This is a genomic window from Streptomyces sp. NPDC005566 (assembly GCF_040605575.1).
Lineage (GTDB): Bacteria > Actinomycetota > Actinomycetes > Streptomycetales > Streptomycetaceae > Streptomyces.
In genome coordinates, this window is sequence record NZ_JBEXDB010000027.1 from 45953 (window position 1) to 68247 (window position 22295).

The window sequence follows — 22295 nt, forward strand, 5'->3', positions numbered from 1 at the left end:
CGCAGTTGAGGGGAACTCTGGTGAAGATCCTGCACGTTGTCACGCTCCACACTCCGGACCATGCCTTCGGCGGGCCGACCCGGGTGGCGTTCAACCTCTCCAAGGTCCAGCGGGCGAACGGCGACGACGCACGCGTCATGGCCCTCGGCGACGGCTTCCCCGACGGTGAACTGCCCAGCCACGTGGAGGGTGTTCCCGTCCACCTCTTCCAAGCACGGCACCTGCTCCCGATGTTCGAGGTCAGTGGCATCACGTCCGCCGCTCTGCTGCGCACCGCACACCGTATGATGCGCGGCGCCGACCTCGTCCACGTCCATCTGATGCGGGACCTGGTGACCCTGCCGGCGGCGCTCCTCGCGCTCGCGACCCGCACACCCCTGGTCGTCCAGACCCACGGCATGATCGACCCCACCGAGAAGAAGGTCGCCCAGCTCACCGACGTCCTCGGAGTCCGCAAGGTGCTGCGCGAGGCCGACGCCGTCCTGCACCTCACCGAGATGGAGCGGGTCGACGTGAACGCCGTCGCAGCTCCCGTACAGCTCACCCGTACCGTACGGCTGGTCAACGGTGTACGCCCGCAGGAGCTCAAGCCCGCCCGCGACCCCGGCCGCCCGCCGACCGTGCTGTACCTCGCCCGTATCCAGGAGCGCAAGCGGCCCGAGGACTTCATCGCCGCGATGCCGCACGTCCTCGCCCACCACCCGGACGCCCGCTTCGTGCTGGCCGGCCCGGACACCGGCGCGCTGGCCGGCACCCTCGCCCTCGCCCGGAAGCTGGGTGTCACGGACTCCCTCGACCATGTGGGCCCGCTGGAGCACGACGCGGTCCTCGCCGCCGGGCGCGAGGCCGATGTGTATGTGCTGCCGGCGATCGAGGAGCCGTTCCCGGTCTCGGTCCTGGAGGCGATGTCGGTCGGCACCCCGGTCGTCATCACCCGCACCTGCGGGCAGGGCCCCGATGTGTCGGGGGCCGGTGCGGGCCGGGTCATCGACAGCCGGGTCGGAGAGGACGCGGTCAACGCCCGCAAGGTCGCCGACGCGATCCTGGAGCTGCTGGAGCCGGAGGCCGCCGAGCAGGCGGGCAAGGCCGCCTGGCAGCTGGTCAACGACCAGTTCACCATCGAGGCCGTCACCGCCACCCTCCGGCGGACCTACGAGGACGTGGTCCGCCGGAGGCGAGGGTGAGGGCTCGGCCCGTCAACGTACAGGCGTCTCACGGGACTTGAGTGCGATCTGCCAGCGGTAGAAGCTCATGGCCAGCGCGAAGTCCAGCCCGGCGCGCCCGTCCAGGAACCCCCGCCGGTAGACGTACATGTAGGCGAAGGAGACCAGCGGCTTGAACGGCGCCTTGTGGAAGAGCTGCCCCTGACGGGACTTCACCTTCCGTACCTGCTCCTTGACGTCGGGGTGGTGCTCCAGCCACGCCTCCCAGTCCGAGTAGCGGTTGTGCCGCTCGAACCATGCGGTGACGGGGTCCAGGTCCTGGTGCTCGATGGGATTGCGCAGCGAACCCGCCGTCTCCGCGACCGGCTGGTAGTGCCCTTCGACCTCCCCGATCCCCGGTGCGTCGAGGTCCCCGACCTCCGGGTAGTGGCAGCGGGTGCGGTCGGTCAGTGAGCGCTTGCGGATCGTGTAGCCGTGGCGCAGCCGCTTCCCGGAGAACCAGTACCCCAGCGGTATGTCGTACGCGGCGGGCTTCGGGGTGTCGGGGTCGGCGAATATCTGCCGCAGCTCCGCCAGCAGACCGGGGCTGAGGCGCTCGTCTCCGTCCAGCACCAGGATCCAGTCCAGATCGGTGCGGACGTGTTCCAGGCACCACTGCTTCTTGCGCGGATGGCCCCCGTCCCAGGTGTACGAGACCACCTCGGCCCCGCACTCCTCGGCGATCTTCGCCGTGTCGTCCGTGCTGTGGGAGTCCACGACGACGACCGCCTCGAAGTGGCCGAGCACCGACTTCACCGCCTCGGCGATGTTCAGGCCCTCGTTCTTCGTGGGAATCGCCACGGCGATGGGCAGCTTGCTCAACTCTTGTCTCCTTCTGGCAGCCAGGCGTAGCAGCCTGTGGAGGTGAACGTGCGGGCAGCCGCCGGGACGGTGATCTCCACCCGTCCGCCGGTGTCCGAGGAACCGGAGCCCAGCACCTTGCCGTTCGCCCCGGTCAGCTGCCAGCTGCAGTCCTTGGTCGGGGAGGCGGCCCGGTAGCGGCCGGGCCGGAGCTTCGCGCCCCGGTGCGTGCCGTCGGCGTAGCCGAGCGCGGCCTCGTCCACCAGGTCCTGCTGCTGCGGGCACAGATGGGCGACGGCCGGCTTCGCGTCGGCGACCTCGCCGGTGACGATCGCGCCGACGGCGATGTCCCGGTCGGCCTTCACCAGGTAGCGGAGCCTGTCGCAGGTCTCCTGACCGGTCTGGAGCACCGCGGCCGGGTCCATCCCCTTGGGGACGCGGTCGGTCAGGTACTCCTTCTGTTTCTTGGTGAACGAGCCGGTGGCCGGGGTGATCCCGTCGGCGGGCACCTTCGGTGTGTCGCTCGTCGGGGTGGCCTGCGGCCCGGCCGGGCCGGCGGACGGCCCGGAGACGGAGGGCGCGGGCGGGGCCGCCGCGGACGGCTTGCTGCCCGCGGCGGCCTCCTTGCTCCCGTCGGCGGACGAGCCGCAGGCGGCCAGCGCCGCCGTCGCGATGACGACGACGGCGCCGGCCAGGAACGGATACCTCATCAACCCGTCCTCAGGGCGTAGTGGGCGCTGACCTGCGAAGCGGTGAGCGCGGTCGGATACACGGCGGTCTCGTCGATCTGCCCGGCGAAGAAGTTGCTGGTCGGGCGGTTGGGCCAGTTGTTCAGGTTGTCCCCGCCGATCCGCCAGTAGCCGGGGTAGTTCTCGTTGGTGGTGTAGAGGAAGTTCGACGCGCGCAGCTGCCCGTCGACGTACAGCGCCATGCCGCCGGGGCCCTGGGTGGCCACGACGTGGTGCCAGGCGCCGTTGTTGTAGGCGCCGGAGGTCGTGACGGTGCGGGTACTGCCGTTGTGGATGCCGAAGACCAGCCGGCCGTCGTTCGTCATGTACACGTGCTTGTCGTAGCGGGAGCTGTTCTGCATCGTCAGGTTGCCGAACCCGATGATCTTGCCGCCCCGGACCGTGGTGGTCTTGATCCAGGTCTCCACGGAGAACCGGGTGGGCTGCGCATGACGCTTGTTGCTGTACGCGTACTCGTCGGAGCCGTTGAAACCGATCGCGGTCGAGGCACCCGCGACGGCGGCCGGGGTCTGACGGTAGGCGGGCGCGTTGCGCAGGAAGCCGCTGTTCAGCCCGCCCGTGGTGTCGGCGGCGAAGGTGGATGTGCCCTCGTCGTAGCGCCAGTAGAGCGAGGCGCCGTCGGCCAGCACACGCGCCGGATAGCTCTCCGCCGTCGCCGCCACGGTCGCGGACTGTGCCGGGGACTTGGCGCTGGTGTTGGTGCCGTCGCTCGCGGTGATGCGGTACGAGTGGGTCTCGCCCACCGCCACATCGGTGTCCCTCCACTTCAGCTGGGGCCGGTCCCAGAAGAGCGAGTACCCGGTCGTCGTGTGTACGGGTGTGCTCGCCCCGTCCTTGTAGATCCGGTAGGTCAGCTCACCGTCGTCCGTGTCGAAACTGGTCTGCCAGTTGACGTCGATCTGCCCCGGAGCGCCCGTGGAGAGACTGACGTTGGGCACCCACGGCACCCCGGTGTCCGGGCCGTCGGCGAACCGGGTCAGCCCCTGCTGCGCGGAGCCGTTGACGGTGGTGAACTCCCCGCCCACCCACAGGTAGTGGCTGCCGCCCTTGTCGGTCTGGGCCATCACCCGCGGCCCGACGGGCTCACCGATGCCGTCGTTCGTGTCCGGGAACCAGGGCAGCAGCTCCGGATCGTCGACGGACTGGGCCAGCAGATGCCTGCGCGGCTGGTCGGGGAACCCGCCCATGCTGGCGCAGTCATGGGCGTGGCTACCGCTGTACAGCACGCCCGAGTGCACCAGGACGGCCTGGGTGGCTCCCAGGCAGGTGTCCCGCCACCGCTGCTGGAAGTCGTCGAGGTCGATGGCGATCCGGCCGTCGAAGACACCGCCCCCGGTGCCCTCGTTGGCGGTGTACAGGCCGGTCGCGTCCGCCGTGAGGTCCTGCACCGTGGAGGTGTTCGGGATGAACCCGGGGAAACTCCTGGTGAGTGCCCCCGTGGTGGCGTCCACGACGGCCAGTGCGTGCGACGTGGTGCCGTTGACGGTGAAGAAGTCCCCGCCGAGCACCACGTGCTGTCCATCGGGTGTCACCTGGACGGCGCGGGCGACCTCGTCGGCGTCGGCCGCCCACGGCAGAAGGTCGGCATCCGTGGAGACTGCGGCGAAACTGTTCCTGGTCTGCCCGCCCACACTGGTGAAGTCACCGCCCAGATAGACGGTGTCCGCGGTGACGTCCAGGGCCCGCACCGTCGCCGAGACGGCGATCTTGAAGTCCTGCCGCGGGGTGCAGGTCGCGGTGTCGATGGCGGCGACATTGCTGACGCCCTCACCGTTCACCGCCCCGAACTGCCCGCCCGCGTACAGGGTCTGTCCGTCCGGCGACAGAGCCAGCGCGCGAACGGTGGCCGTACCCGACGAGAGCGTGAACGACAGGCTGCATCCCGTCGGTGCGCCGGTCGCCGCGTCGAAGGCGGCGAAGTTGACCGCGGGCTGCTCCGAGGTGCCCGCCGCGGCGTCCGGCGGCCGGATGGTGGAGAAGGTGCCGCCGGCGTACACGACGCCGTCGGTCGCGGCCATCGACCAGACGATGCCGTTGGTCTGCCAGGTGGTGAGGTCGTCCGCGGTGAGAGACACCGGAGGTGTCAGTGCCGCCGTCGGGGATGCCCCGGCCGCCGCAGCGGTCAGGGCGCCGGCGAACAGGCAGAGAGCGGTGGAGACGGCCCGCACACGGCCGCGTCCCCCGGGTCTGTGCCCCGTGCTTGCGTTCATCATTCAGCTCCGAAGGTGAGAACGAGCTGCGGCCGGTAGGCCGCGGTTCCTGCCTCGCTCGACCAGACGCGGAGACTGTCCGTCCCGCTGCTGGTGAGGGCGAGTGAGTAGACGGAGCCCAGGGCCCCGCCCAGTGCGGACGCGTTCAGTTCCACCGTGTCGTCGGTGGAGACCGAGGTCGCGCCGGTGATGGTCCCCAGCACGGTCGCGGCGAGCGCCGGCCGGGTGTTGTAGGTGACCGTCGACTCGGTCCACGTGCCGGTGACCGGCACGACGTTGTGGCTGTCCAGGGATCCCGCCGTCGAGTCCGACGAGGTACGAAAGGCGAGGCGGGCGCTCTTGAGCACCTGGCCGGACGGAGCCGGCGGAACGGTGAACCGCAGATAGCTCAGATAGGCCGTGGTGCCCCTGGAGGCGAGCTGGCTGTCGTTGTAGTTCGTGTTCGCAGACACGCTGTTGACGTACGCGTCCTCGTCCGGTGTGACGCTCAGCGTGGTGTCGCCGGGGCCGGGAGGGGTGCCCGCGAGCGCGTGGTGCGCGGTGACCTGGGCGGCGGTGAGCGCCGTCGGATAGACCGCGGTCTCGTCCACCTGTCCGGCGAAGTAGGTGCTCGTGGGCCGGTTCGGCCAGGCGTTGTTCATGGCGTCCCCGCCCACCCGCCAGTACCCGTTGTACGAGCGGTTGCCGGTGGCCGCGTTCGTGCCGACGGCCGCGCCGTCCACGTACAGGACCATGCCGGCCGGCCCTTGGGTCGCGACGGCGTGGTGCCAGGATCCGTCGTTGTACGTGCCTGCCGTGGTGATGGTGGGCCGGGTGTTGCCGGACTGGACGCCGAACGCGAGGCGCCCGTTGTCCGTCAGGTACAGCAGCTTGTCGGAGATGCTGCTGGTGTGGCCCTGAGCGGTACCGATGTTGCTGCCGTAGCCGATGATCCGTCCGCCCGTCGCCGAGGTCGTCCGGAACCATGTCTCGATCGAGTACGGAGTGGGCGAGGTGTACCGGTGCAGGCGGTCGCTGTACACGTACTCGTCGACGCCGTTGAGGGAGAGCGCCGCCGAGCCGGCGACCGCGGACGGTGTGGAGCGGTACGTGGGGGCGTTCGCGTACACCCCCGAGTTGTCGTCGGCCGAGGCGTCCGCCGCGAAGGCACCGCCCGCCTCGTCGTAGCGCCAGTACAGGCCGGCGCCGTCGGCGAGCACCTTCTCCTGGTACGGGGAGGCCGAGGCGGCGGCCGTCACCGAGGCGGCGGCGGACAGCCCGCTGGTATTGGTCCCGTCGCTCGCGGTGATCCGGTACGAGTACGTCCGGCCCGCCACCACGTTCGTGTCGGTGAACGTCAGCTGCGGCCGGCTGTAGAAGAGCGAGGAGCCGGTCGTGGTGTGTACGGGAGTCGCGCCGCCGTCGCGGTAGACCCGGTAGGTCAGCAGGCTGTCGTCCAGGTCCAGACTCGAACGCCAGCTGACCTTCACCTCGCCGGCCCGCGGTGCGGACACGCTCACGGCAGGAGCGGCGGGCGCACCCGTGTCGGGAGTGTTGGCGAACCGCGTCAGCGCCTGCTGGGACACCCCGTTGACCGTGGTGAACTCGCCGCCCACCCAGAGGAAGTCGCGGCCGCCGCGCGAGGCGACGGTCAGGGCACGCGGACCGACCGGCTCACCGATGCCGTCGTTGGTGTCCGGGAGCCAGCCCAGCAGCGCCGGGTCGTCGACGGACTGGGCGGTGAGGTGCTTGCGGACCTGGTTGGGGAAGCCGCCCATGGACGAGCAGTCGTGGACATGGCTGCCCGCGTACAGCACACCCTGGTAGACCCGCAGCGCCTGGGTCGCACCCTGGCAGGTGTCACGCCAGCGCTGGTCGAAGCCGTCGAGGTCCATGGCGAGCCTGCCGTCGAACGACGACCCCCCGGCCCCCTCGCCCGCGACGTACCAGCCGCCGGAGGCGGCGTCCGTGACGATGTCCTTGATCACCGCGGACGACGGGATGAAGTTGCCGGTGTAGGCACGGGTCAGCGCACCCGACGATGCGCTCGTCACCGCGAGCGCGTGCGAGGCGGCGCCGCCGACGGTGAAGAATTCGCCGCCGATGAGCACACTCGCTCCGTCGGGGGTCACCTTCAGTGTCCGGCCGGGCTCGTCCGCGTCGGGGTTCCACGCGGTCAGGGCGCCCGTGGAGGTGACCGCGCCGAAGAAGCGCCGCGTCTGGCCGTTGACCGTCTGGAAGTCACCGCCCGCGTAGACGGTGCCGTTCGCGGCGACGTCCAGGGCGCGCACCGTCGCGCCGAAGTCGGGTGAGAAGCCCGGACGCAGCTGACAGGTCGCGGTGTTGATCGCGACCAGGCCGTTCGCGGCCGTCCCGTTGACGGCGTTGAAGTAGCCACCCGCGTACAGGGTGGACCTGTCCGCGGACACCGCGAGGGCCCGGACCGTGGCGGTCCCGCTGCTGCGGGTGAAGGAGAGCGAGCAGCCGGTGGGTGCTCCGGTGGCCGCGTCGAACGCGGCGAAGTTCACGGCGGGTCTCGTGTTGCTGCCCGCGGGGGAGCCGGCCGGGCGCACGTTGGAGAACGTACCGCCGGCGTAGACCACGCCGTTCGCCTCGGCGAGCGACCAGACGATGCCGTTGGTCTGGTACGTGGAGAGGTGGTCGGCCGTGAAGCCGACCGGCGGGGTCAGCGCGGCGGCCGGGGGAGCGGTGCCCGCGCCGAGCGCGCCCGCACCGAGGGCGAGAACCGCGGCGAACACGGCGCTCCGGGTGCGTCCGAGGCCTCTTGGCCCTCTCATCGGTCCACCCGCACGGCCGCACCCGTGAGCTGGTCGGAAAGCAGCCGGATGTCCGCGTCGACCATGATCCTCGCCAGCTCCTGCGACGTCACCTCGGGCTTCCAGCCCAGCAGTTCTTCGGCCTTGGAGGCGTCACCGATCAGTGCGTCGACCTCGCTGGGGCGCTCGTACTTGGGGTCGTAGCGCACGTACTCGGCCCAGTCGAGGCCCGCGTGCTCGAAGGCGTACTCGAGGAACTGCCGGACGCTGACGCCCACGCCGGTGGCCACCACGTAGTCGTCCGGGGTGTCGCACTGCAGCATCCGCCACATCGCCTCCACGTACTCGGGGGCGTACCCCCAGTCCCGTACGGCGTCGAGGTTGCCCAGATGCAGCCGGTCCTGGAGCCCGGCCTTGATGCGCGCCACCCCGCGGGTGATCTTGCGGGTCACGAAGGTCTCGCCGCGGCGCGGTGACTCGTGGTTGAACAGGATCCCGTTGACGGCAAACATGTCGTACGCCTCGCGGTAGTTGACCGTCGCCCAGTAGCCGTACACCTTGGCCACGCTGTACGGGCTGCGCGGGTGGAAGGGCGTGCTCTCGTTCTGCGGGGGCGGGCTGGCGCCGAACATCTCGGACGACGAGGCCTGGTAGATACGGGTGTCGATTCCGCTGGCGCGGACCGCCTCCAGAAGCCGCATGGTGCCGAGACCCGTGACGTCCCCGGTGTACAGGGGCGCGTCGAAGGAGACCCGGACGTGCGACTGCGCGCCCAGGTTGTAGACCTCGTCGGGGCGGATGTCACGGAGCAGGTTCACCAGGGCGACGCCGTCCGACAGATCGGCGTGATGGAGGACGAACGAACGATTCGCCTCCTCGGGGCCCTGGTAGATGTGGTCTATTCGCTCCGTGTTGAAGCTCGACGATCTGCGTATCAGACCGTGGACCGTGTAGCCCTTCTCGAGCAACAGTTCCGCCAGGTACGAACCGTCCTGACCGGTCACGCCGGTGATGAGTGCGGACTTCGCCATGACTCCCCCTCCTGTGGTCGCCCGATGGGCGGTTTGTTCACCGAAATATCAACATCTGAGCGCATTGGGCAAAAGCTCACCCGGACGCTGTGCTGCTGGCACAATCCGAGCCATGACGACCGATATCCCCGGCCCGCCCCAGGAATCCGTCCGCCCCCTCCTACGCCCCGGCTCCTGCATATTCGTCGCGGGCCACCGCGGTCTCGTCGGCTCGGCGCTGGTGCGCCGCCTCGCCGCCGACGGCCACGAGGTGATCACCCGTGACCGCGGCGACCTCGATCTGCGTGACGCGACACCGACCGAGGCGTTCCTGCGCGACGCCCGCCCGGACGTCGTCGTACTGGCCGCCGCCAAAGTGGGCGGGATCATGGCCAACAGCACCTGGCCGGTGCAGTTCCTGGAGGACAATCTGCGCATCCAGCTGAGCGTGATCGCCGGGGCACACGCAGCGGGGACGGAGCGGCTGCTCTTCCTCGGCTCGTCGTGCATCTACCCCAAGCACGCCCCGCAGCCGATCCGCGAGGATTCGCTGCTCACCGGCCCGCTCGAGCCGACCAACGAGGCGTACGCGCTGGCCAAGATCGCCGGAATCGTGCAGGTCCAGTCCTACCGCCGGCAGTACGGCGCCTCGTTCATCAGCGCCATGCCCACCAACCTCTACGGCCCCGGCGACAACTTCGCCCTGGAGACCTCGCACGTCCTGCCCGCCCTGATCCGCCGGTTCCACGAGGCGAAGAGGGACGGCGCACCCGAGGTCACCCTGTGGGGCTCCGGCACCCCCCGCCGTGAGTTCCTGCACGTCGACGACCTCGCCGCGGCCTGTGTGCGGCTGCTGGAGTCCTACGACGGGGACGAGCCGGTCAACATCGGCTGCGGCGAGGACCTGACCATCAGAGAACTCGCCGAGACCGTACGTGAGGTGACGGAGTATCAGGGCGGCATCGGCTGGGACACCTCGAAGCCGGACGGCACCCCGCGCAAGCTCCTCGACGTGTCCCGGCTCTCCTCCCTCGGCTTCAAACCGCAGATCCCCCTGCGCGACGGCATCGCCCGCACCTACGCGTGGTGGCTCGGGCAGGGCTGACCGCCCCGCCCGGCACCCTTGGGCTCCTCGTCCGAGTACCTCCATCGCGATCAGTACGCCCCGCGGCCGTCGGTGACGGCGCGGACGGTACGGGCGAGGAGCCCCATGTCCGTGACCACCGACCAGTTGTCGACGTACCAGAGGTCCAGCGACACGGTCTCCTGCCACGACAGATCCGAGCGCCCGCTGACCTGCCACAGGCCGGTCAGCCCCGGCTTCACCGCGAGCCGGCGCCGCTCACGCTCGTCGTAGCGCGACACCTCCTCGGGCAGCGGCGGACGTGGACCTACCAGGGACATGTCACCCCGTAGCACGTTGAGGAGCTGCGGGAGTTCATCGATGGAGGTCCGGCGCAGCGCCTGGCCGATCCGGGTCACCCTCGGGTCGCGGCGCATCTTGAACATCGGGCCTTCGCTCTCGTTCGCCCCGGTGAGCTGCGACTTACGTGTCTCCGCATCCGCCACCATCGTGCGGAACTTCCACATGGTGAAGGGCCTGCTGTGCCGTCCGTGCCGGATCTGGCGGTGGAACACCGGGCCGGGTGACGAGAACCGGACCGCCAGGGCCACCACGAACAGCAGTGGGGCCAGTACGAGCAGCCCGAGCGCAGCTCCGCTCCGGTCCACCACGGTCTTGAGCCAGGGTTGGGGACCGTGCCGCAGGGGCGCTGCGACGTGCAGCAGGGTCAGCCCGGCGGCGTCGGAGGGCCGCACGCGGCTCGCCGAGACGCCCGACAGCTCCGAGAGCACGCAGAGTGCGAGCCCGCTGTCGTGCAGGCCCCACGACAGCGGGCGCAGCCTCTCGTCGCCGAACTGCGGCCCGGGCACCACGAGTACGAGATCCGCATCATGGGCGAAGGCGCCGCCGAGCACCGTGGACACGTCGTCGTCCGCCGGCTCCGGGGCGAGCCGCCCCGGTACGGGTGTGTCGCAGCTGAGTTGCGCCGGTCCCACGGGCACGGCGGCCGCCACCGTGTACAGGTGGTCCGTACGGGAGTTGAGCACGGTCACCGCCCGGTCCACCCCCGCAGCCGCGCCGACCACCAGCACCCGGCGTGGTGCCTGCCGGTGGCGTGCGGAACCGGGACCGCTCCGCAGTCCCGAGGCGAGCACGGTCACGGCAAGGCCGGGTACCAGCGCCAGGACCGCGGTCCCCGGGTCGAGGGATCCGCCCGCCGCCGCGCACAGCACGGCAAGCAGTCCGACGAGCACCAGCCAGTCGCCGACGGCGCCGGTCGCCCCACCGGAGTCCGCCGGCAGCCGGTCCGTGTACCGGCCGCGCGCCAGGCGCACCCCGGTCCAGACGAGTGTCGTCAGGGCGCCGATGATCAGTGGTCGCGGCTGATCATCGGCGCTCAGGACGAGCCACGCCGGAATACCGAGCCCCAGCGCATCGGTCAGGGCCAGGAACGGCAGGCGCCGGCCCGGAGTCTTCTTCGTCCGCGGGCGGTCCGCGTCGTCGCGCTGTGCGGTCGGAGCTCTCCACAACTGCTCGAGAGCCGCCGTGCGGTTCCGGGACGCGGCGGTACGCGGCCGTGGTGCGCCCGCAAGTCCCACCGGCCCGGATATGTCTGATTCAGGTATTTCGACATGCCCCATGAACCCCCCAGCCACAGTTGCATCCCCACAAACGGGACGCATCCGCCGATCCCATGGACTGACGGATGCGCCCTCGCTCGGTGCACGATATCCACACACGTGCCATTTCGCTGGAGTTCTCGTGAAGTTCAGACACCGCTGGAGGGTCAGGCTCCGCCGCATTCCGGAGCGGATCTCGGGGTCTGTGCGCAGTTGTTCGGATCTGATGGCTTTGGGCAAGCGCTTACGACCCGCTGGGGATCAGGTCGTGTACTGGGAGTTCAGTCGAACATAACCCTCCGTCAGATCGCAGCCATAGACGGTGAATCGGCCGTCCCCGATGCCCAGGCCGACATCGATCACGACCTCCTCGCCCCGCATGTGCCCGGCGACCGCGGCCCGCAGCTCGGCGTCGTCGGGCCCCCCGGCGCGCTGCGGGTAGACGTCGGTCCCGCCGAAGCGGACGGTGACGTTCTCCGGGAGGATGTCGGTGTCGTCGGTGCACTTGCCGATCGCCATCGTCACCCGGCCCCAGTTGGGGTCGCTGCCGTGCACGGCTGTCTTCACCAAGGGGGAGTTGACCACGCTCTTGCCCACCCGCTTGGCCTGAGCGGCGTCGCGCGCACCACTCACCCGCACCTCGATGAGCTTGCTGGCGCCCTCGCCGTCACTGGCGATGTTCTTCACGAGTGCGAGCGCCACCTCGTGCAGCGCTTCCTCGAACTCCGCCGGATCGACCTCGCCGGCCAGCCCGTTGGCGAAGAGCACCGCCGTGTCGCTGGTGGAGGTGTCCGTGTCGATGGAGACCGCGTTGAACGTGCGGTCCATGACGGCACGGAAGATCCGGTCCTGTTCCGACGGCTCGAGCCGCGCGTCGGTGGCGAAGAACGTCAGGAGGGTGGCCATGTCCGGCTCCAGCATCCCGACGCCCTTGGCGATGCCCACCAGCGTCGCCGGGCCGCACCGCACCCTGACCTCCTTGGGCCGGGTGTCCGTGGTCATGATGGCCCGGGCCGCGCGGTCGAACCCTCCGTCGGGGAAGGGCCAGGCGAGCGTCCTGATGTGCGCCCGGATCTGCTCCATCGGATACAGCAGGCCGATCACCCCCGTGGAGGCGATCAGCAGTTCGTCCGCCGGGAGCCCTGTCGCGGCGGCCACCGAGTCGCGCACCTCGCGGGCGTTGCGCTCACCCTCGGAGCCGGTGGCGACGTTCGCGTTGCGCGCCAGTACGACGACGCCGCGCGCCCGGCCGTCGGCGGCGGCCGCCCGGCTGAGCACCACGCTGGGGCCGGAGAACCGGGACTTGGTGAAGACCGCGCTGATCCGGGCCGGGACGGTCGATGCCAGCACGGTGAAGTCGTCCCGCCCGTCGTCCGACAGTCCCACCGGGGCGGTGTGCACCGCGAAGCCCTCGGGATCCCGCGAGGTTGTTTCGGCCATGGTCCCCTCCAATGTATGCGTGCTCACGTATATCTATTCATTCAGCATACGGGAGCACCCGACAGGGGGACGGAGTGGCGGGATCAACGGCGGGAGGCTCGCGCGCACGTGGGACGGCACGGTGCAGCTGCGCCGGAACGGCTTCGTCAGGACGTGGTGGAGGGCTCGATGCGCCAGATCACGTTGATCCCCGCCTCACTCTGCGTGTCCGGCCCGCCGGGTACCGGTACGCGCTCGATCTCGGTGAAGCCCAGACGGCGAGGGACGGCTTCGCCGGCCCGGTTCGCTGCATCGTGGTGGATCTCTATCCGATCGGTCTCCGCCAGGGCGAAACCCTGGCGGAGGAGGGCCGCAGCGGCCATGGTGGCGAGGCCCCGCCCGGTCCACCCGGGGTGGAGCCAGTAGCCGATCTCCAGCCCTCCGGGGCCGATCCGCCGCATGAGCCCGCAACTGCCGATCACCGCACCGCCCGAAGTGATCGCGTAGCCGTAGGCCTGGCCCGACTCCCACTCCCCCTCGCTCCGAGTCAGGTACTCGGCGATCGTGGTGTGGTCGTAGGTGGACGCCCAAGGCATCCACGGCAGCAGGTGGGGGAGCGACTCGGTGACCACCCGGTTCAAGGTCACGACGTCGCTCGCGCGCCACCGGCGCAAGTCGACCTGGTCGAAGGTGAGGGTCTCAGCAGGCTGTTCCATGCACGGCATGCTTCCATCCCGATGCCGGGGAGGGCATCGGGACGGCCGGGGCTTCGCTGCGGTACGAACGCGCTGTCAGGAGGGAAGCGGTCAGCCCCGCTTCACCGCGGCAAGGCCCTTCAGCATGTCCTCGGTGTTCATCACCGGCTGGATCTCGATCCTCGCGCCGAGTTCCTCGAAGAGCGGCTCCGCGATGCTCGGCAGTTGTGAGCTGTCCTGCATGTCGAAGACGAAGGTGCAGCAGCGCCCACCCTCGCTCGGGCCGAAGTAGGCCGCTTCCGGCTTGAGCTGTTCGGCCATCGACTGCATGGTCGTCTGCAGACTGCCCTTCTTGACGGCCTCGTTCGAGATCTGTGTGTCCATCCACGCCCGCAACATGACCCTCATGGCATCGCTCCTTCCGTCCGCCGCGACCGGCGCGGGCCCGTCCGCGCTCTCCGGGATCCGGGGACATTCGGCTCAGCCTTTACCCGCGTGATCGAGGCGGCAACATGGGGTGCGCCATCCGTGCCGCCGGCGTCCACCGCCTCCGCGCGGCCCGACCCACCGAGGTGGAGGCCGGGCCGCGGGGAGTGGTCCGTCAGGCCGGCCGCAACTCGAACCAGTCGAAGGCCGCACTGCCGTGGGTGGCGTACATGCCGATGACGCGTCCGGTGAAGCCTCCGGCGACCTCGGTGGTGAGGTAGCGGCCGTCGAGCTCGGCCAGGATCTCGAAGTCGCCGTCTGCCGTCTCGTACCCCAGGCGGAAGGTGTCGGGGCCGCCGACGCGCAGGCCGGGCGGGATCGCGGCCTCCGGATCCTCGGGGCGGACGGTGACCGTGGGCGGCAGGACGCCGGTGGTGGTGACGTCGATCCGCAGGGTCACCGGGCCGGGCGGCAGGCTCCGTTCGGCGACGGTCTGGCGCAGCGGGCCGATCCTGGCCACGGCGCGGACCGTGCCGTCGCCCGTCTCCACCTGGTAGTGGTGAGCCTCGTCCAGGCGCACCGCGAGCCCGGCACGGCCGCCTTCGTCGACGGCGACCAGCGTACGAGCGCTGCAGTCGGGATCGCGCTGGCGCCGTCCCACGAAGAGCGCACCGGGCTTGTCGAGGCCGTCGGCTCGGGCGTGCAGCACCAGGTGGTCCGGACGCTCGTCGAGGCGGACGGCGTCCGGGTCGTGCCGCCGGAGGGTCACCCAGCAGGGTGCGAGCGCGGTGGAGTCGAAGTCGTCCCGCTCCGGCTCGGGTTGCCAGGGGTGCGGCGGCAGCGCCGGAGCGGCCGCGTGCAGCTCGAGCGGCCCCGGCAGCGGCCACTCGTCCTCCCAGCGCACCGGGACCAGGAACGTCTCGCGGCCCAGTCCGTGGTACATCGGTGTGTCACCGCGCGGCCGGGTGCCCAGCAGCACCATCCACCACGTGCCGTCCTGCGCCTGCACCAGGTCGCCGTGGCCGGTGTTCTGCACCGGGTGGCCGGTACTGCGGTGGGACAGCACGGGGTTGGCGGGGTGCGGCTCGAACGGCCCCTGCACTGTCCGGGACCGGGCCACCGACAGTGCGTGTCCGCGCTCCGTGCCGCCTTCCGAGAGCAGCAGGTACCACCAGTCGCCGACCCGGTACAGGTGCGGCGCCTCCGGATACTGCAGCCCGCTTCCCGACCACATGGCCACCGGTTCACCCAGCAGCTCACCCGTCTTCGGGTCGATGCGCACCCCGCGGATCCCCTCGCAGGAGAACACGCACCAGCAGTTTCCCTCCTCGTCCCAGGCCAGGTCGGGGTCGATGCCCGGAATGCCGACCGGGACCGGGTCCGACCACGGGCCCGCGGGATCCTGTGCGGTCACCAGGATGTTGCCCCCGCCGGCGACCACGGTCGTGATCATCCAGAACATGCCGTCGTGGTAGCGGAGCGTGGGCGCGTACACCCCGGTCGAGGCAGGGGCGGTATCGGGCAGGTCCAGCTGAGAGGGCCGGTCCAGCGCGTGCCCGATCAGCCTCCAGTGCACCAGGTCGCGGCTGTGCCACAGCGGCACTCCGGGTACGTACTCGAAGCTGGACGTCGCCACGTAGTAGTCGTCGCCGGCCCGGCAGATGCTCGGGTCCGGGCTGAAGCCGGGTATCACCGGATTGTCGAAGAACGTCATGTCGTCCTCAGGAGTGGGGTCGGACCGCGGGGGAGAGGGCGGGCCTCACCCACATTGTCGAAGCGCTTCATTGATCGCATCCGAGCAGCTCAGTGTCAATGCTTCTGCGGCATCGTCTGTATGAAAGTGGGTAGATGTGCGCCCGGCCGCACCAGGAAAGTCCGGTCAGCTGGGTGCGTGTCCTTGCTCATGGGCAAGTCAATCGAAGCGCTTCGACAGCGTGGGACGCGTACACCTCGTGGCGCGACACGATCAGTGCGTATCCCTGCCGTTCGGGCGAGGAGTGACGGCACGTCCCTCCTCGGCGGAATGTGGGCTGCCGCTCCGTTCATCTCCGGGGGCGGGCGTCCGGTGCTCGTCGCGATCGGCCGTCAGGCTGCAATGTCGGTGCCTCCCCCTAGGTTGGAAGCATCAGTCGGGGAGCCTCGGAGGGGGGAGTGGACGCGTGTCCGCCAACAAGATCCAGCACAAGGTCAATCACGTCGCGCTCGTGGTGGACTGTTCGGGTTCCATGCATCAGCACCAGAGTCAGCTCATCCGGGTCGTGGACGAGTTCGTGGCGGGTCTGAAGGCCGAGTCGGACAACCTCGGCCACGAGACCCGGATCAGCCTCTACTCCTTCGACCACAGGGTCGAGAACCTCGTGTGGGACATGGACGTGAAGCATCTGCCGTCCATGCGGGGTCTGTACAAGGTCAACAACGGCGCCACCGCCCTGATCGAGGCCTCTCTGAAGTCCCTGGACGACCTGGGTCACATCTGGGAGGAGTACGGCGAGCACAGCTTCCTCCAGATCGTTGTCACGGACGGCGAGGAGAACGCCTCCGGCGGCGACAGGCGGCACGACGGCGACATGACCATCCTCGGGCCCTGGCTCGACAGGATCGCGGCGAAGATGGGCGCGCTTCCGGGCCACTGGACCTCCGCGATCCTCGTCCCGAACTCCCTGGCGAAGCGCACCGCCCAGAACTACGGCTTCCCGGCCGGGAACATCGCCATCTGGGACGCGGATTCCAAGGAGGGCGTCGAGGAGGCGATCGGCACGGTGCGCGCTGCCGCCACCAGCTTCCTCCGGGGCCGTGAGCAGGGTGTGCGCGGCACGAAGAACCTCTTCGCCGTCGGTCAGGACATATCCGTCGACGACGTGCGCGCGAACCTCGAACCGGTCTCGGCCGACAAGTACCGGCTCCTGAAGGTCGACAAGGAGGTCGAGATCCGGGCCTTCGTCGACTCGCATCCGGGCGTCACCTACGAACGCGGAGCGTGTTACTACCAGTTGGGCACCCGGGTCCAGGTTCAGCCCGACAAGGAAGTCATCGTGGTCGAAAAGGACACCGACCGCGCCTACACGGGTGAAGCCGCACGCAGCCTTCTGTTCGGTACGGGCATCCACGGGACCGTCTCAGTGAAGGCGGGAAACAACCCCAAGTTGGAGGTCTACGTGCAGAGCCGTTCGGTGAACAGGAAGCTCAAGGCGCATACGCGTCTGCTCATCATGCTCTGAGGGGCGCCGCAGTACCTCGGGGCCGCACATGCGGAGCGCCGTTCGCCGGCCGGACGCCCCTCGATAGGGTTCCGTCCGGGTCCTGACCGCAGGGATCGGGACAACGTCCGTCGTTCCAGGCGGAGTTGCCATCGGTCGTGCCAGGCGCGGCAGTACCCGGAACGGCGACCGGAGAACCGAGTGAGTGGAGTGCCAGTCATGCGTGGAGGCAGCATCGCCGTGGTCGGCGGCAGCATAGCGGGGTGTGCCGCGGCACTGGCCGCGTCGCGCGGCGGAGCCGAGAAGATCACCGTATTCGAGCGTGCCGACGCCCGACTCCGCGACAGGGGCGTGGGGATCGCCCTCCACAGCGACCGGTACGACGAACTGAGGGACGCCGGGTACGTGGCGCCCGAGATGCCCTGGGCACCGCTGACCCGGCGGGTGTGGAGTGCACGCGACGGCGAGGCGGACCACGGCCGCGCCATCGGCGAGCAGCCTTTTCCGTTCCGCGCCTACAGCTGGGGCTCCCTGTGGAGCGAACTGCGCCGTCGGGTGCCCGAGGAGGTCTCCTACCGGTCCGGCGCGGCGGTCACCGACGTCGAGCCGGACGCCGACGGTGTGACACTGCGGCTCGCGGACGGATACGAGGAGCACTTCGACGTCGTGATCGGGGCGGACGGGTACCGCTCCGTCGTCCGCGAGGCCATGTTCCCCGGCGCCGACGCGACGTACGCCGGGTACATCGGCTGGCGCGGTACGTCGAGGGACGTCGCCGGCCTTCCCTCCGACGGCAACGACGCACACAACATCGTCTTCCCCGGCGGCCACTGCATGATCTACCGCATCCCGGACGGCACAGGCGGCCACCTTCTCAACTGGGTGCTCTACACCGCGCCCCCGCAGACCGAGGGACTCCACCCGGACCTGCGGACCCCGACCTCCCTGCCGCCGGGCCGGCTCAACTCGGAGCTCACCGCGCACCTGCGCGCCCTCGTCTCCGACAACTTCCCGCCGTACTGGGCGGCCAGGGTGCTCCGTACCCCCGCCGAGACCACGTTCATCCAACCCATCTACGACCTCGAAGTGCCGCACTACACCTCCGGACGGATGGTGCTCGTCGGTGACGCCGCCAGCGTCGCCCGGCCGCACATCGGCGGCGGCAGCGTGAAGGCGCTCCAGGATGCCACCGCGCTGGAAGCCGCCTGGGTGGCCGGCGACAGCTGGAAGGAGGTCCTGGAGAGGTACGACGACCGACGCGGCAGCGTCGGCGCAGCCATGGTCGCGCTCGCCCGCAGGATGGGCAGCGCACAGGTCGAGAACACACCCGACTGGTCCGCCATGGGCCAGCAGGAGTTCGACACGTGGTGGCAGGACCAGAACAAGGGCTCCGACCGCCGCAGCGGCTTCGGCGGCCACAGCATCAAAGCCGGTTAGGCCGGAGCGAGAAGGGCGGTGACCGTGTGCCGGTCACCGCCCCCGTGTCCGTACCGCTCGCGCTTCAGACCGCCGTCGGCGAGAGTGCGAGCGCGGCGTGCAGCGCGGTGGCATCGGCACGGGCGTCCGCGCCGTCCAGTCGCAGCGTCGTCCGCCCCGAGGTGAGGACCGTGAGCGTACGGGCGCACTCGGCCGCCTGGGCCGGGCTCGGGGACACCAGGAGCACGGCGATGCCCTCGTCCGCCAACGTGGTCACCAGCTCGTTGACCTGCCGGACGAGCACCGGCGCGAGCCCCTCGGTCGGCTCGTCGAGCAGCAGCACGCTGGGGGAGCCGAGCAGCGCGCGGGCCAGCGCCAGCATCTGCTGTTCCCCACCGGACAGATCCGTACCCCGGTTGCCTCGGCGCTCGCCCAGCCGAGGCAGCAGTTCCAGGACGCGCGCGGGGGTCCACACGCTGGGGCGCGTGGTGTCGCCGCGGCGCGGCGGACGGTGGGACAACCGCAGGTGCTCGGCCACGGTGAGCCCGGCGAACACGCGGCGGCCCTGCGGTACGAGGCCGATTCCGGCGCGGGCCATCCGGTGTGCGGGCTGCCCTGTCATGTCGCGGCCGTCGAGGCGTACGGTGCCGGCGGCCGGACGCATCAGTCCGGCGACGGTGTGGACGAGCGTGGTCTTGCCCGCGCCGTTGTGGCCGACGACGGCGTGGACCGTGCCGGCCGGCACGGACAGGTCGAGGCCGTGGAGGACGGTACCGCCGTGGTAGCCCGCGGTCAGGCCGGTGAGTTCGAGCATGGGGGCGTCGGTCATCCTCTCGCTTCGGCGCCGGTGGTGCGGTACGCGTCGCGGACCTCGGGGTGTGCGAGCGCCTCCTGGGTCGGACCGGTGACGAGCACGCGTCCGGCCGCCAGCACGGTGACGGTCGTGGCGAGGTGGGCGATGACCTCGACGTGGTGCTCGACCAGGACGACCGCGACGCTCTCCGGCAGGCCGCCGAGGATGCCGAGCAGCCGCCCGATGTCTCCGTCGGTCAGCCCGGCCGCCGGCTCGTCCAGGAGCAGCAGACGAGGGTTGCCCGCCAGCGCGGCGGCGAGGTCGAGCATGCGGCGCTGTCCGTGGGAGAGCGTGGAGGCAGGCCGGTGGGCGACGTCCGCGAGCCCGACGGTCTCCAGATGGCGGCCCGCCGACTCGGTGTGCAGCCGGTAGCGGGACGGGCTGCGCCAGGCGCCCCGGCGCTGGGGGTGGTGTGGCCAGCCGGCCAGTACGACGTTGTCCAGCACCGTCAACTCGGAGATGACCGACGGCTGTTGGAAACTGCGGGCGATGCCCAGGCGGCTGCGCCTCGCGGTGGCCGTGCGGGTGATGTCCGCGCCGTCCAGGGCGATCGTGCCGTGGTCGGGACGGTCGGTTCCGGCGACGAGGTTGAGCAGGGTGGTCTTGCCCGCCCCGTTGGGACCGATGACGGCGTGCCGGGCACCGGCGGGGAGCCGCAGGCTGACGTCGTCGACGGCGGTGAGACTGCCGTACCTCCGGGTGAGGTGGGTGAGGTCCAGTACCGGGGGTGGTGCTGCGGCGGTCGGGGCGGGTGTCATGGGGAGACCTTCCCGGCGGTGGTCGGAGTAGGTGCGGAGGCGGGCGAGGCCGGGGGCCGTCCGTCGGGCGGGGGCCCGTCGGACGCCGGCCCGTTCCGCCCGGATCCGCCGCGCAGGCCGGCCAGGCCGCGGGGCAGCAGGTACACGGCGGCGACGAACAGCGCGCCGAGCAGCAGCGGCCCGTGGCCGGGCCACGAAGCGGCCACCCAGTCGCGGGTGGTGACGATGAGACCGGCGCCCACCAGGGCGCCGATGACGGACGTCGTGCCGCCGATGACAGCCGCCAGCAGGGCGAACGCGGCGATCTCGAAGCCGACGTCGGCGGGGGAGAGGTACTGCTGGACGGTGACCATCAGAGAGCCGCCCACACCGGCCAGCGCGCCGGCGCAGATGTGCGCCACCAGCAGGTAGCGGCCCACCGGGTGCCCCGAGGCGCGCATCCGCGCTTCGGCACCACGGGTGCCGGTCAGCAGCTTCCCGGCCGGGGAGCGCAGCACGAGCAGAGTGACGGCGACGGCGATGACGGCGACGACGAGTGCGTAGGTGTAGAGCTCGCTCTCCTCGAACATCCCCTCCCCGCCCCACAGCGCCTGGGTGGCCGGGAATCCGACGAGACCGTCGGCGCCGCCGGTGACGGACTTCATCTGGTTGATGACCGCGCCGCTCAGCTCACCGATGGCGAGCGTGATCATCAGCACGGTCGTGCCACGGGCCCGGATCACGGCGGGCCCCGTCACCGCGGAGAAGACCGCGGCCGCAAGCGCCGAGAGGAGGATCTGGACCGGCCCCATCGTCCATCCGGCGTCCGCGAGATTCGCGGTGGCGTACGCGCCGACGGCGAACGGCGCGGTCTGCCCGAGCGTGGGCAGCCCGGCGTAGCCGGTGAGGATGGTGACACTGACCGCGAGCAGCCCCAGAGCCAGGGCGGAACCGGCCAGCGAGATGCTGTACGCGTCGAGCATCCACGGCAGCGCGACCAGCGCGACGAGCAGTACGAGCAGCGGCGCGGCCTGCCGCCACGCGGCCCCGCGCGGTATCCACCCGATGCCTGCGGGCGCGCTCCTGGTCCTGCCGGGCGACAGCACCGCACGGGCTGAACGGCCCTCGTCCGGGGAGGACGTGGTGTCGCCTGTTCGGGACGCCGTGGCGACCCGGTCCGTCCCTGCCACCCCGTTCGGCCGCCTTCGCAGCCGCGCGGACAGGTGGCGGCGGAGCCGGGCCACCGGATCGGCGGTGGGGCCCTTTGTACCGTGCGCGGTCGCCGGTTCCGCGAAGCGCGAGCGGAGCACCAGCACGGCCGCCATCGCGGCGAAGAGCAGGTACGGCGCCAGGTCGGGCGCCACCGAGATGCCCAGCGTCTGCACCTCGCCCACGGCGACCGCCGCTGCGAGCGTCGTCCACAGTGAGCGCAGCCCGCCGAGCACGACCACCACGAGGGACAGCATCAGCACGTTCTCCGACGTACCCGGCCCGGGACCGATGATCGGTGCCCCGAGCACGCCCGCGGCACCGGCCAGCGCACCCGCCGCCGCGAGCACACCGGTGTGCACCGCCCGGGGGCTGTGGCCGGTGGTCGCGAGCATCTGCGGGTCGTCGGCGGCGGCCCGTACCGCCGCACCCATGCGGGTCCGGGTCAGCACCCAGGTGCCGAACGCAGCGAGCAGCACGGCCATCATGATGAAGCCGAGCCGGTACGCGGGGTACCGGTGGCCCAGCAGCGTCACCGAGGAGTCGAGCGCCTCGGGCACGCGTACCGGAAGCTCGTCCGCCCCGAAGAACTGGATGAGCAGGTCACCGCCGACCAGGGCGAGCCCGAACGTCAGCAGTGCTTGAGCGAGATGCCCACGCCCGGCGAGCGGAGCCGTCGCGGCGGACAGCCCCGCCCCGGCGACGCACGCCGCCACCGTTCCGGCGGCCAGCCCGAGGGCGAGGCCGCCCCAGGTCCCGTCGCTCAGCTGGGCCCCCGTGTAGGCCCCGATCGCGTACAGCGTGCCGTGCGACAGGTTCAGCACGCCCGCGGTGCCGAAGGCGAGGCTCAGACCGGCGGCGACCACGAACAGCAGCAGCCCGTAGGCCACCCCGTCCACCGCCGGTATGAGGTGGGCATCGAGGATCTCCATG

The 22295-nt window shown here is 70.7% G+C and carries 16 protein-coding genes and 1 pseudogene; 4 read left to right on the forward strand and 13 right to left on the reverse strand.

From position 1 onward, the window contains the following. The first annotated feature begins 20 nt into the window (after window positions 1-20). Window positions 21-1184, forward strand: a complete 1164-nt coding sequence (locus ABZS61_RS31830; RefSeq protein WP_356429003.1) for a glycosyltransferase — start codon at window positions 21-23, stop codon at window positions 1182-1184. On the opposite strand, the pseudogene ABZS61_RS31835 reads toward ABZS61_RS31830, so the two are convergent. From ABZS61_RS31835 to gmd, 5 genes and pseudogenes are all read right to left on the reverse strand, one after another. Next, window positions 1129-2024, reverse strand: a pseudogene (locus tag ABZS61_RS31835) (glycosyltransferase family 2 protein). The gene ABZS61_RS31830 and the pseudogene ABZS61_RS31835 sit on opposite strands and share 56 nt — an antisense overlap. Continuing rightward, window positions 2021-2713, reverse strand: a complete 693-nt coding sequence (locus ABZS61_RS31840) for a hypothetical protein (RefSeq protein ID WP_356429006.1) — start codon at window positions 2711-2713, stop codon at window positions 2021-2023. The pseudogene ABZS61_RS31835 and the gene ABZS61_RS31840 overlap by 4 nt, the downstream one beginning before the upstream one ends. Beyond that, window positions 2713-4965 (reverse strand): LamG domain-containing protein, encoded by a 2253-nt coding sequence (locus tag ABZS61_RS31845; protein WP_356429009.1) that lies wholly within the window; start codon window positions 4963-4965, stop codon window positions 2713-2715. The genes ABZS61_RS31840 and ABZS61_RS31845 overlap by 1 nt, the downstream gene beginning before the upstream one ends. Further along, window positions 4962-7739: a DNRLRE domain-containing protein gene (locus ABZS61_RS31850; protein WP_356429012.1), complete on the reverse strand. Its 2778-nt coding sequence runs from the start codon at window positions 7737-7739 to the stop codon at window positions 4962-4964. The genes ABZS61_RS31845 and ABZS61_RS31850 overlap by 4 nt, the downstream gene beginning before the upstream one ends. Next, window positions 7736-8749 (reverse strand): GDP-mannose 4,6-dehydratase, encoded by a 1014-nt coding sequence (gmd, locus tag ABZS61_RS31855; protein ID WP_356429015.1) that lies wholly within the window; start codon window positions 8747-8749, stop codon window positions 7736-7738. Before gmd ends, ABZS61_RS31850 begins: the two co-directional genes overlap by 4 nt. A 112-nt stretch (window positions 8750-8861) precedes the next feature. Here gmd and ABZS61_RS31860 point away from each other — a divergent pair, with 112 nt between their 5' ends. Beyond that, window positions 8862-9833, forward strand: a complete 972-nt coding sequence (locus ABZS61_RS31860) for a GDP-L-fucose synthase (protein WP_356429018.1) — start codon at window positions 8862-8864, stop codon at window positions 9831-9833. Window positions 9834-9883: 50 nt separating this feature from the next. On the opposite strand, the gene ABZS61_RS31865 is transcribed toward ABZS61_RS31860, so the two are convergent. From ABZS61_RS31865 to ABZS61_RS31885, 5 genes are all read right to left on the reverse strand, one after another. Next, entirely contained in the window at window positions 9884-11389 is a 1506-nt protein-coding gene (locus ABZS61_RS31865; RefSeq protein WP_356429020.1) for a sugar transferase, read from the reverse strand. A gap of 282 nt (window positions 11390-11671) precedes the next feature. Further along, a complete protein-coding gene (argJ, locus tag ABZS61_RS31870) occupies window positions 11672-12850 on the reverse strand; it encodes a bifunctional glutamate N-acetyltransferase/amino-acid acetyltransferase ArgJ (RefSeq protein ID WP_356429023.1) in 1179 nt (392 codons plus the stop codon). A 146-nt stretch (window positions 12851-12996) separates the two neighbouring features. After that, complete coding sequence (locus ABZS61_RS31875) at window positions 12997-13545, reverse strand: GNAT family N-acetyltransferase (protein WP_356429027.1); 549 nt, start codon at window positions 13543-13545, stop codon at window positions 12997-12999. A gap of 90 nt (window positions 13546-13635) precedes the next feature. Beyond that, window positions 13636-13932 carry a DUF3303 family protein gene (locus ABZS61_RS31880; protein WP_356429030.1) on the reverse strand — a complete coding sequence of 99 codons (297 nt, stop codon included), beginning with the start codon at window positions 13930-13932 and terminating at the stop codon, window positions 13636-13638. Window positions 13933-14125: 193 nt separating this feature from the next. After that, window positions 14126-15664, reverse strand: coding sequence for a glycoside hydrolase family 43 protein (locus ABZS61_RS31885; RefSeq protein WP_356429033.1), 1539 nt, complete (start codon window positions 15662-15664; stop codon window positions 14126-14128). Window positions 15665-16109: 445 nt separating this feature from the next. Between ABZS61_RS31885 and ABZS61_RS31890 the strand changes: the two genes are divergently transcribed. Next, complete coding sequence (locus ABZS61_RS31890; protein WP_356429036.1) at window positions 16110-17168, forward strand: vWA domain-containing protein; 1059 nt, start codon at window positions 16110-16112, stop codon at window positions 17166-17168. A 198-nt stretch (window positions 17169-17366) separates the two neighbouring features. After that, on the forward strand, window positions 17367-18584 hold the full coding sequence (locus tag ABZS61_RS31895; RefSeq protein WP_356429039.1) for an FAD-dependent monooxygenase: 1218 nt from the start codon (window positions 17367-17369) through the stop codon (window positions 18582-18584). Between the two features lie 64 nt (window positions 18585-18648). On the opposite strand, the gene ABZS61_RS31900 is transcribed toward ABZS61_RS31895, so the two are convergent. Genes ABZS61_RS31900 through ABZS61_RS31910 form a run of 3 tightly spaced genes read right to left on the reverse strand, consistent with a single transcriptional unit; the run spans window position 18649 to window position 22294 of the window. Beyond that, window positions 18649-19377, reverse strand: a complete 729-nt coding sequence (locus ABZS61_RS31900; protein WP_356429068.1) for an ABC transporter ATP-binding protein — start codon at window positions 19375-19377, stop codon at window positions 18649-18651. An 11-nt stretch (window positions 19378-19388) separates the two neighbouring features. After that, the gene (locus ABZS61_RS31905; RefSeq protein ID WP_356429042.1) at window positions 19389-20174 is read right to left on the reverse strand and encodes an ATP-binding cassette domain-containing protein; all 786 of its coding nucleotides are present in this window, start codon (window positions 20172-20174) and stop codon (window positions 19389-19391) included. Further along, window positions 20171-22294 (reverse strand): ABC transporter permease, encoded by a 2124-nt coding sequence (locus ABZS61_RS31910; protein ID WP_356429045.1) that lies wholly within the window; start codon window positions 22292-22294, stop codon window positions 20171-20173. Before ABZS61_RS31910 ends, ABZS61_RS31905 begins: the two co-directional genes overlap by 4 nt. Between the last annotated feature and the right edge of the window lies 1 nt (window position 22295).

Coding starts and splice junctions, on each gene's coding strand:
- ABZS61_RS31840 (WP_356429006.1), bottom strand. CDS start 2,713: ATGAGGTATCCGTTCCTGGCCGGCGCCGTCGTCGTCATCGCGACGGCG.
- ABZS61_RS31845 (WP_356429009.1), bottom strand. CDS start 4,965: ATGATGAACGCAAGCACGGGGCACAGACCCGGGGGACGCGGCCGTGTG.
- ABZS61_RS31850 (WP_356429012.1), bottom strand. CDS start 7,739: ATGAGAGGGCCAAGAGGCCTCGGACGCACCCGGAGCGCCGTGTTCGCC.
- gmd (WP_356429015.1), bottom strand. CDS start 8,749: ATGGCGAAGTCCGCACTCATCACCGGCGTGACCGGTCAGGACGGTTCG.
- ABZS61_RS31860 (WP_356429018.1), top strand. CDS start 8,862: ATGACGACCGATATCCCCGGCCCGCCCCAGGAATCCGTCCGCCCCCTC.
- argJ (WP_356429023.1), bottom strand. CDS start 12,850: ATGGCCGAAACAACCTCGCGGGATCCCGAGGGCTTCGCGGTGCACACC.
- ABZS61_RS31875 (WP_356429027.1), bottom strand. CDS start 13,545: ATGGAACAGCCTGCTGAGACCCTCACCTTCGACCAGGTCGACTTGCGC.
- ABZS61_RS31880 (WP_356429030.1), bottom strand. CDS start 13,932: ATGAGGGTCATGTTGCGGGCGTGGATGGACACACAGATCTCGAACGAG.
- ABZS61_RS31885 (WP_356429033.1), bottom strand. CDS start 15,664: ATGACGTTCTTCGACAATCCGGTGATACCCGGCTTCAGCCCGGACCCG.
- ABZS61_RS31895 (WP_356429039.1), top strand. CDS start 17,367: ATGCGTGGAGGCAGCATCGCCGTGGTCGGCGGCAGCATAGCGGGGTGT.
- ABZS61_RS31900 (WP_356429068.1), bottom strand. CDS start 19,377: ATGCTCGAACTCACCGGCCTGACCGCGGGCTACCACGGCGGTACCGTC.
- ABZS61_RS31905 (WP_356429042.1), bottom strand. CDS start 20,174: ATGACACCCGCCCCGACCGCCGCAGCACCACCCCCGGTACTGGACCTC.
- ABZS61_RS31910 (WP_356429045.1), bottom strand. CDS start 22,294: ATGGAGATCCTCGATGCCCACCTCATACCGGCGGTGGACGGGGTGGCC.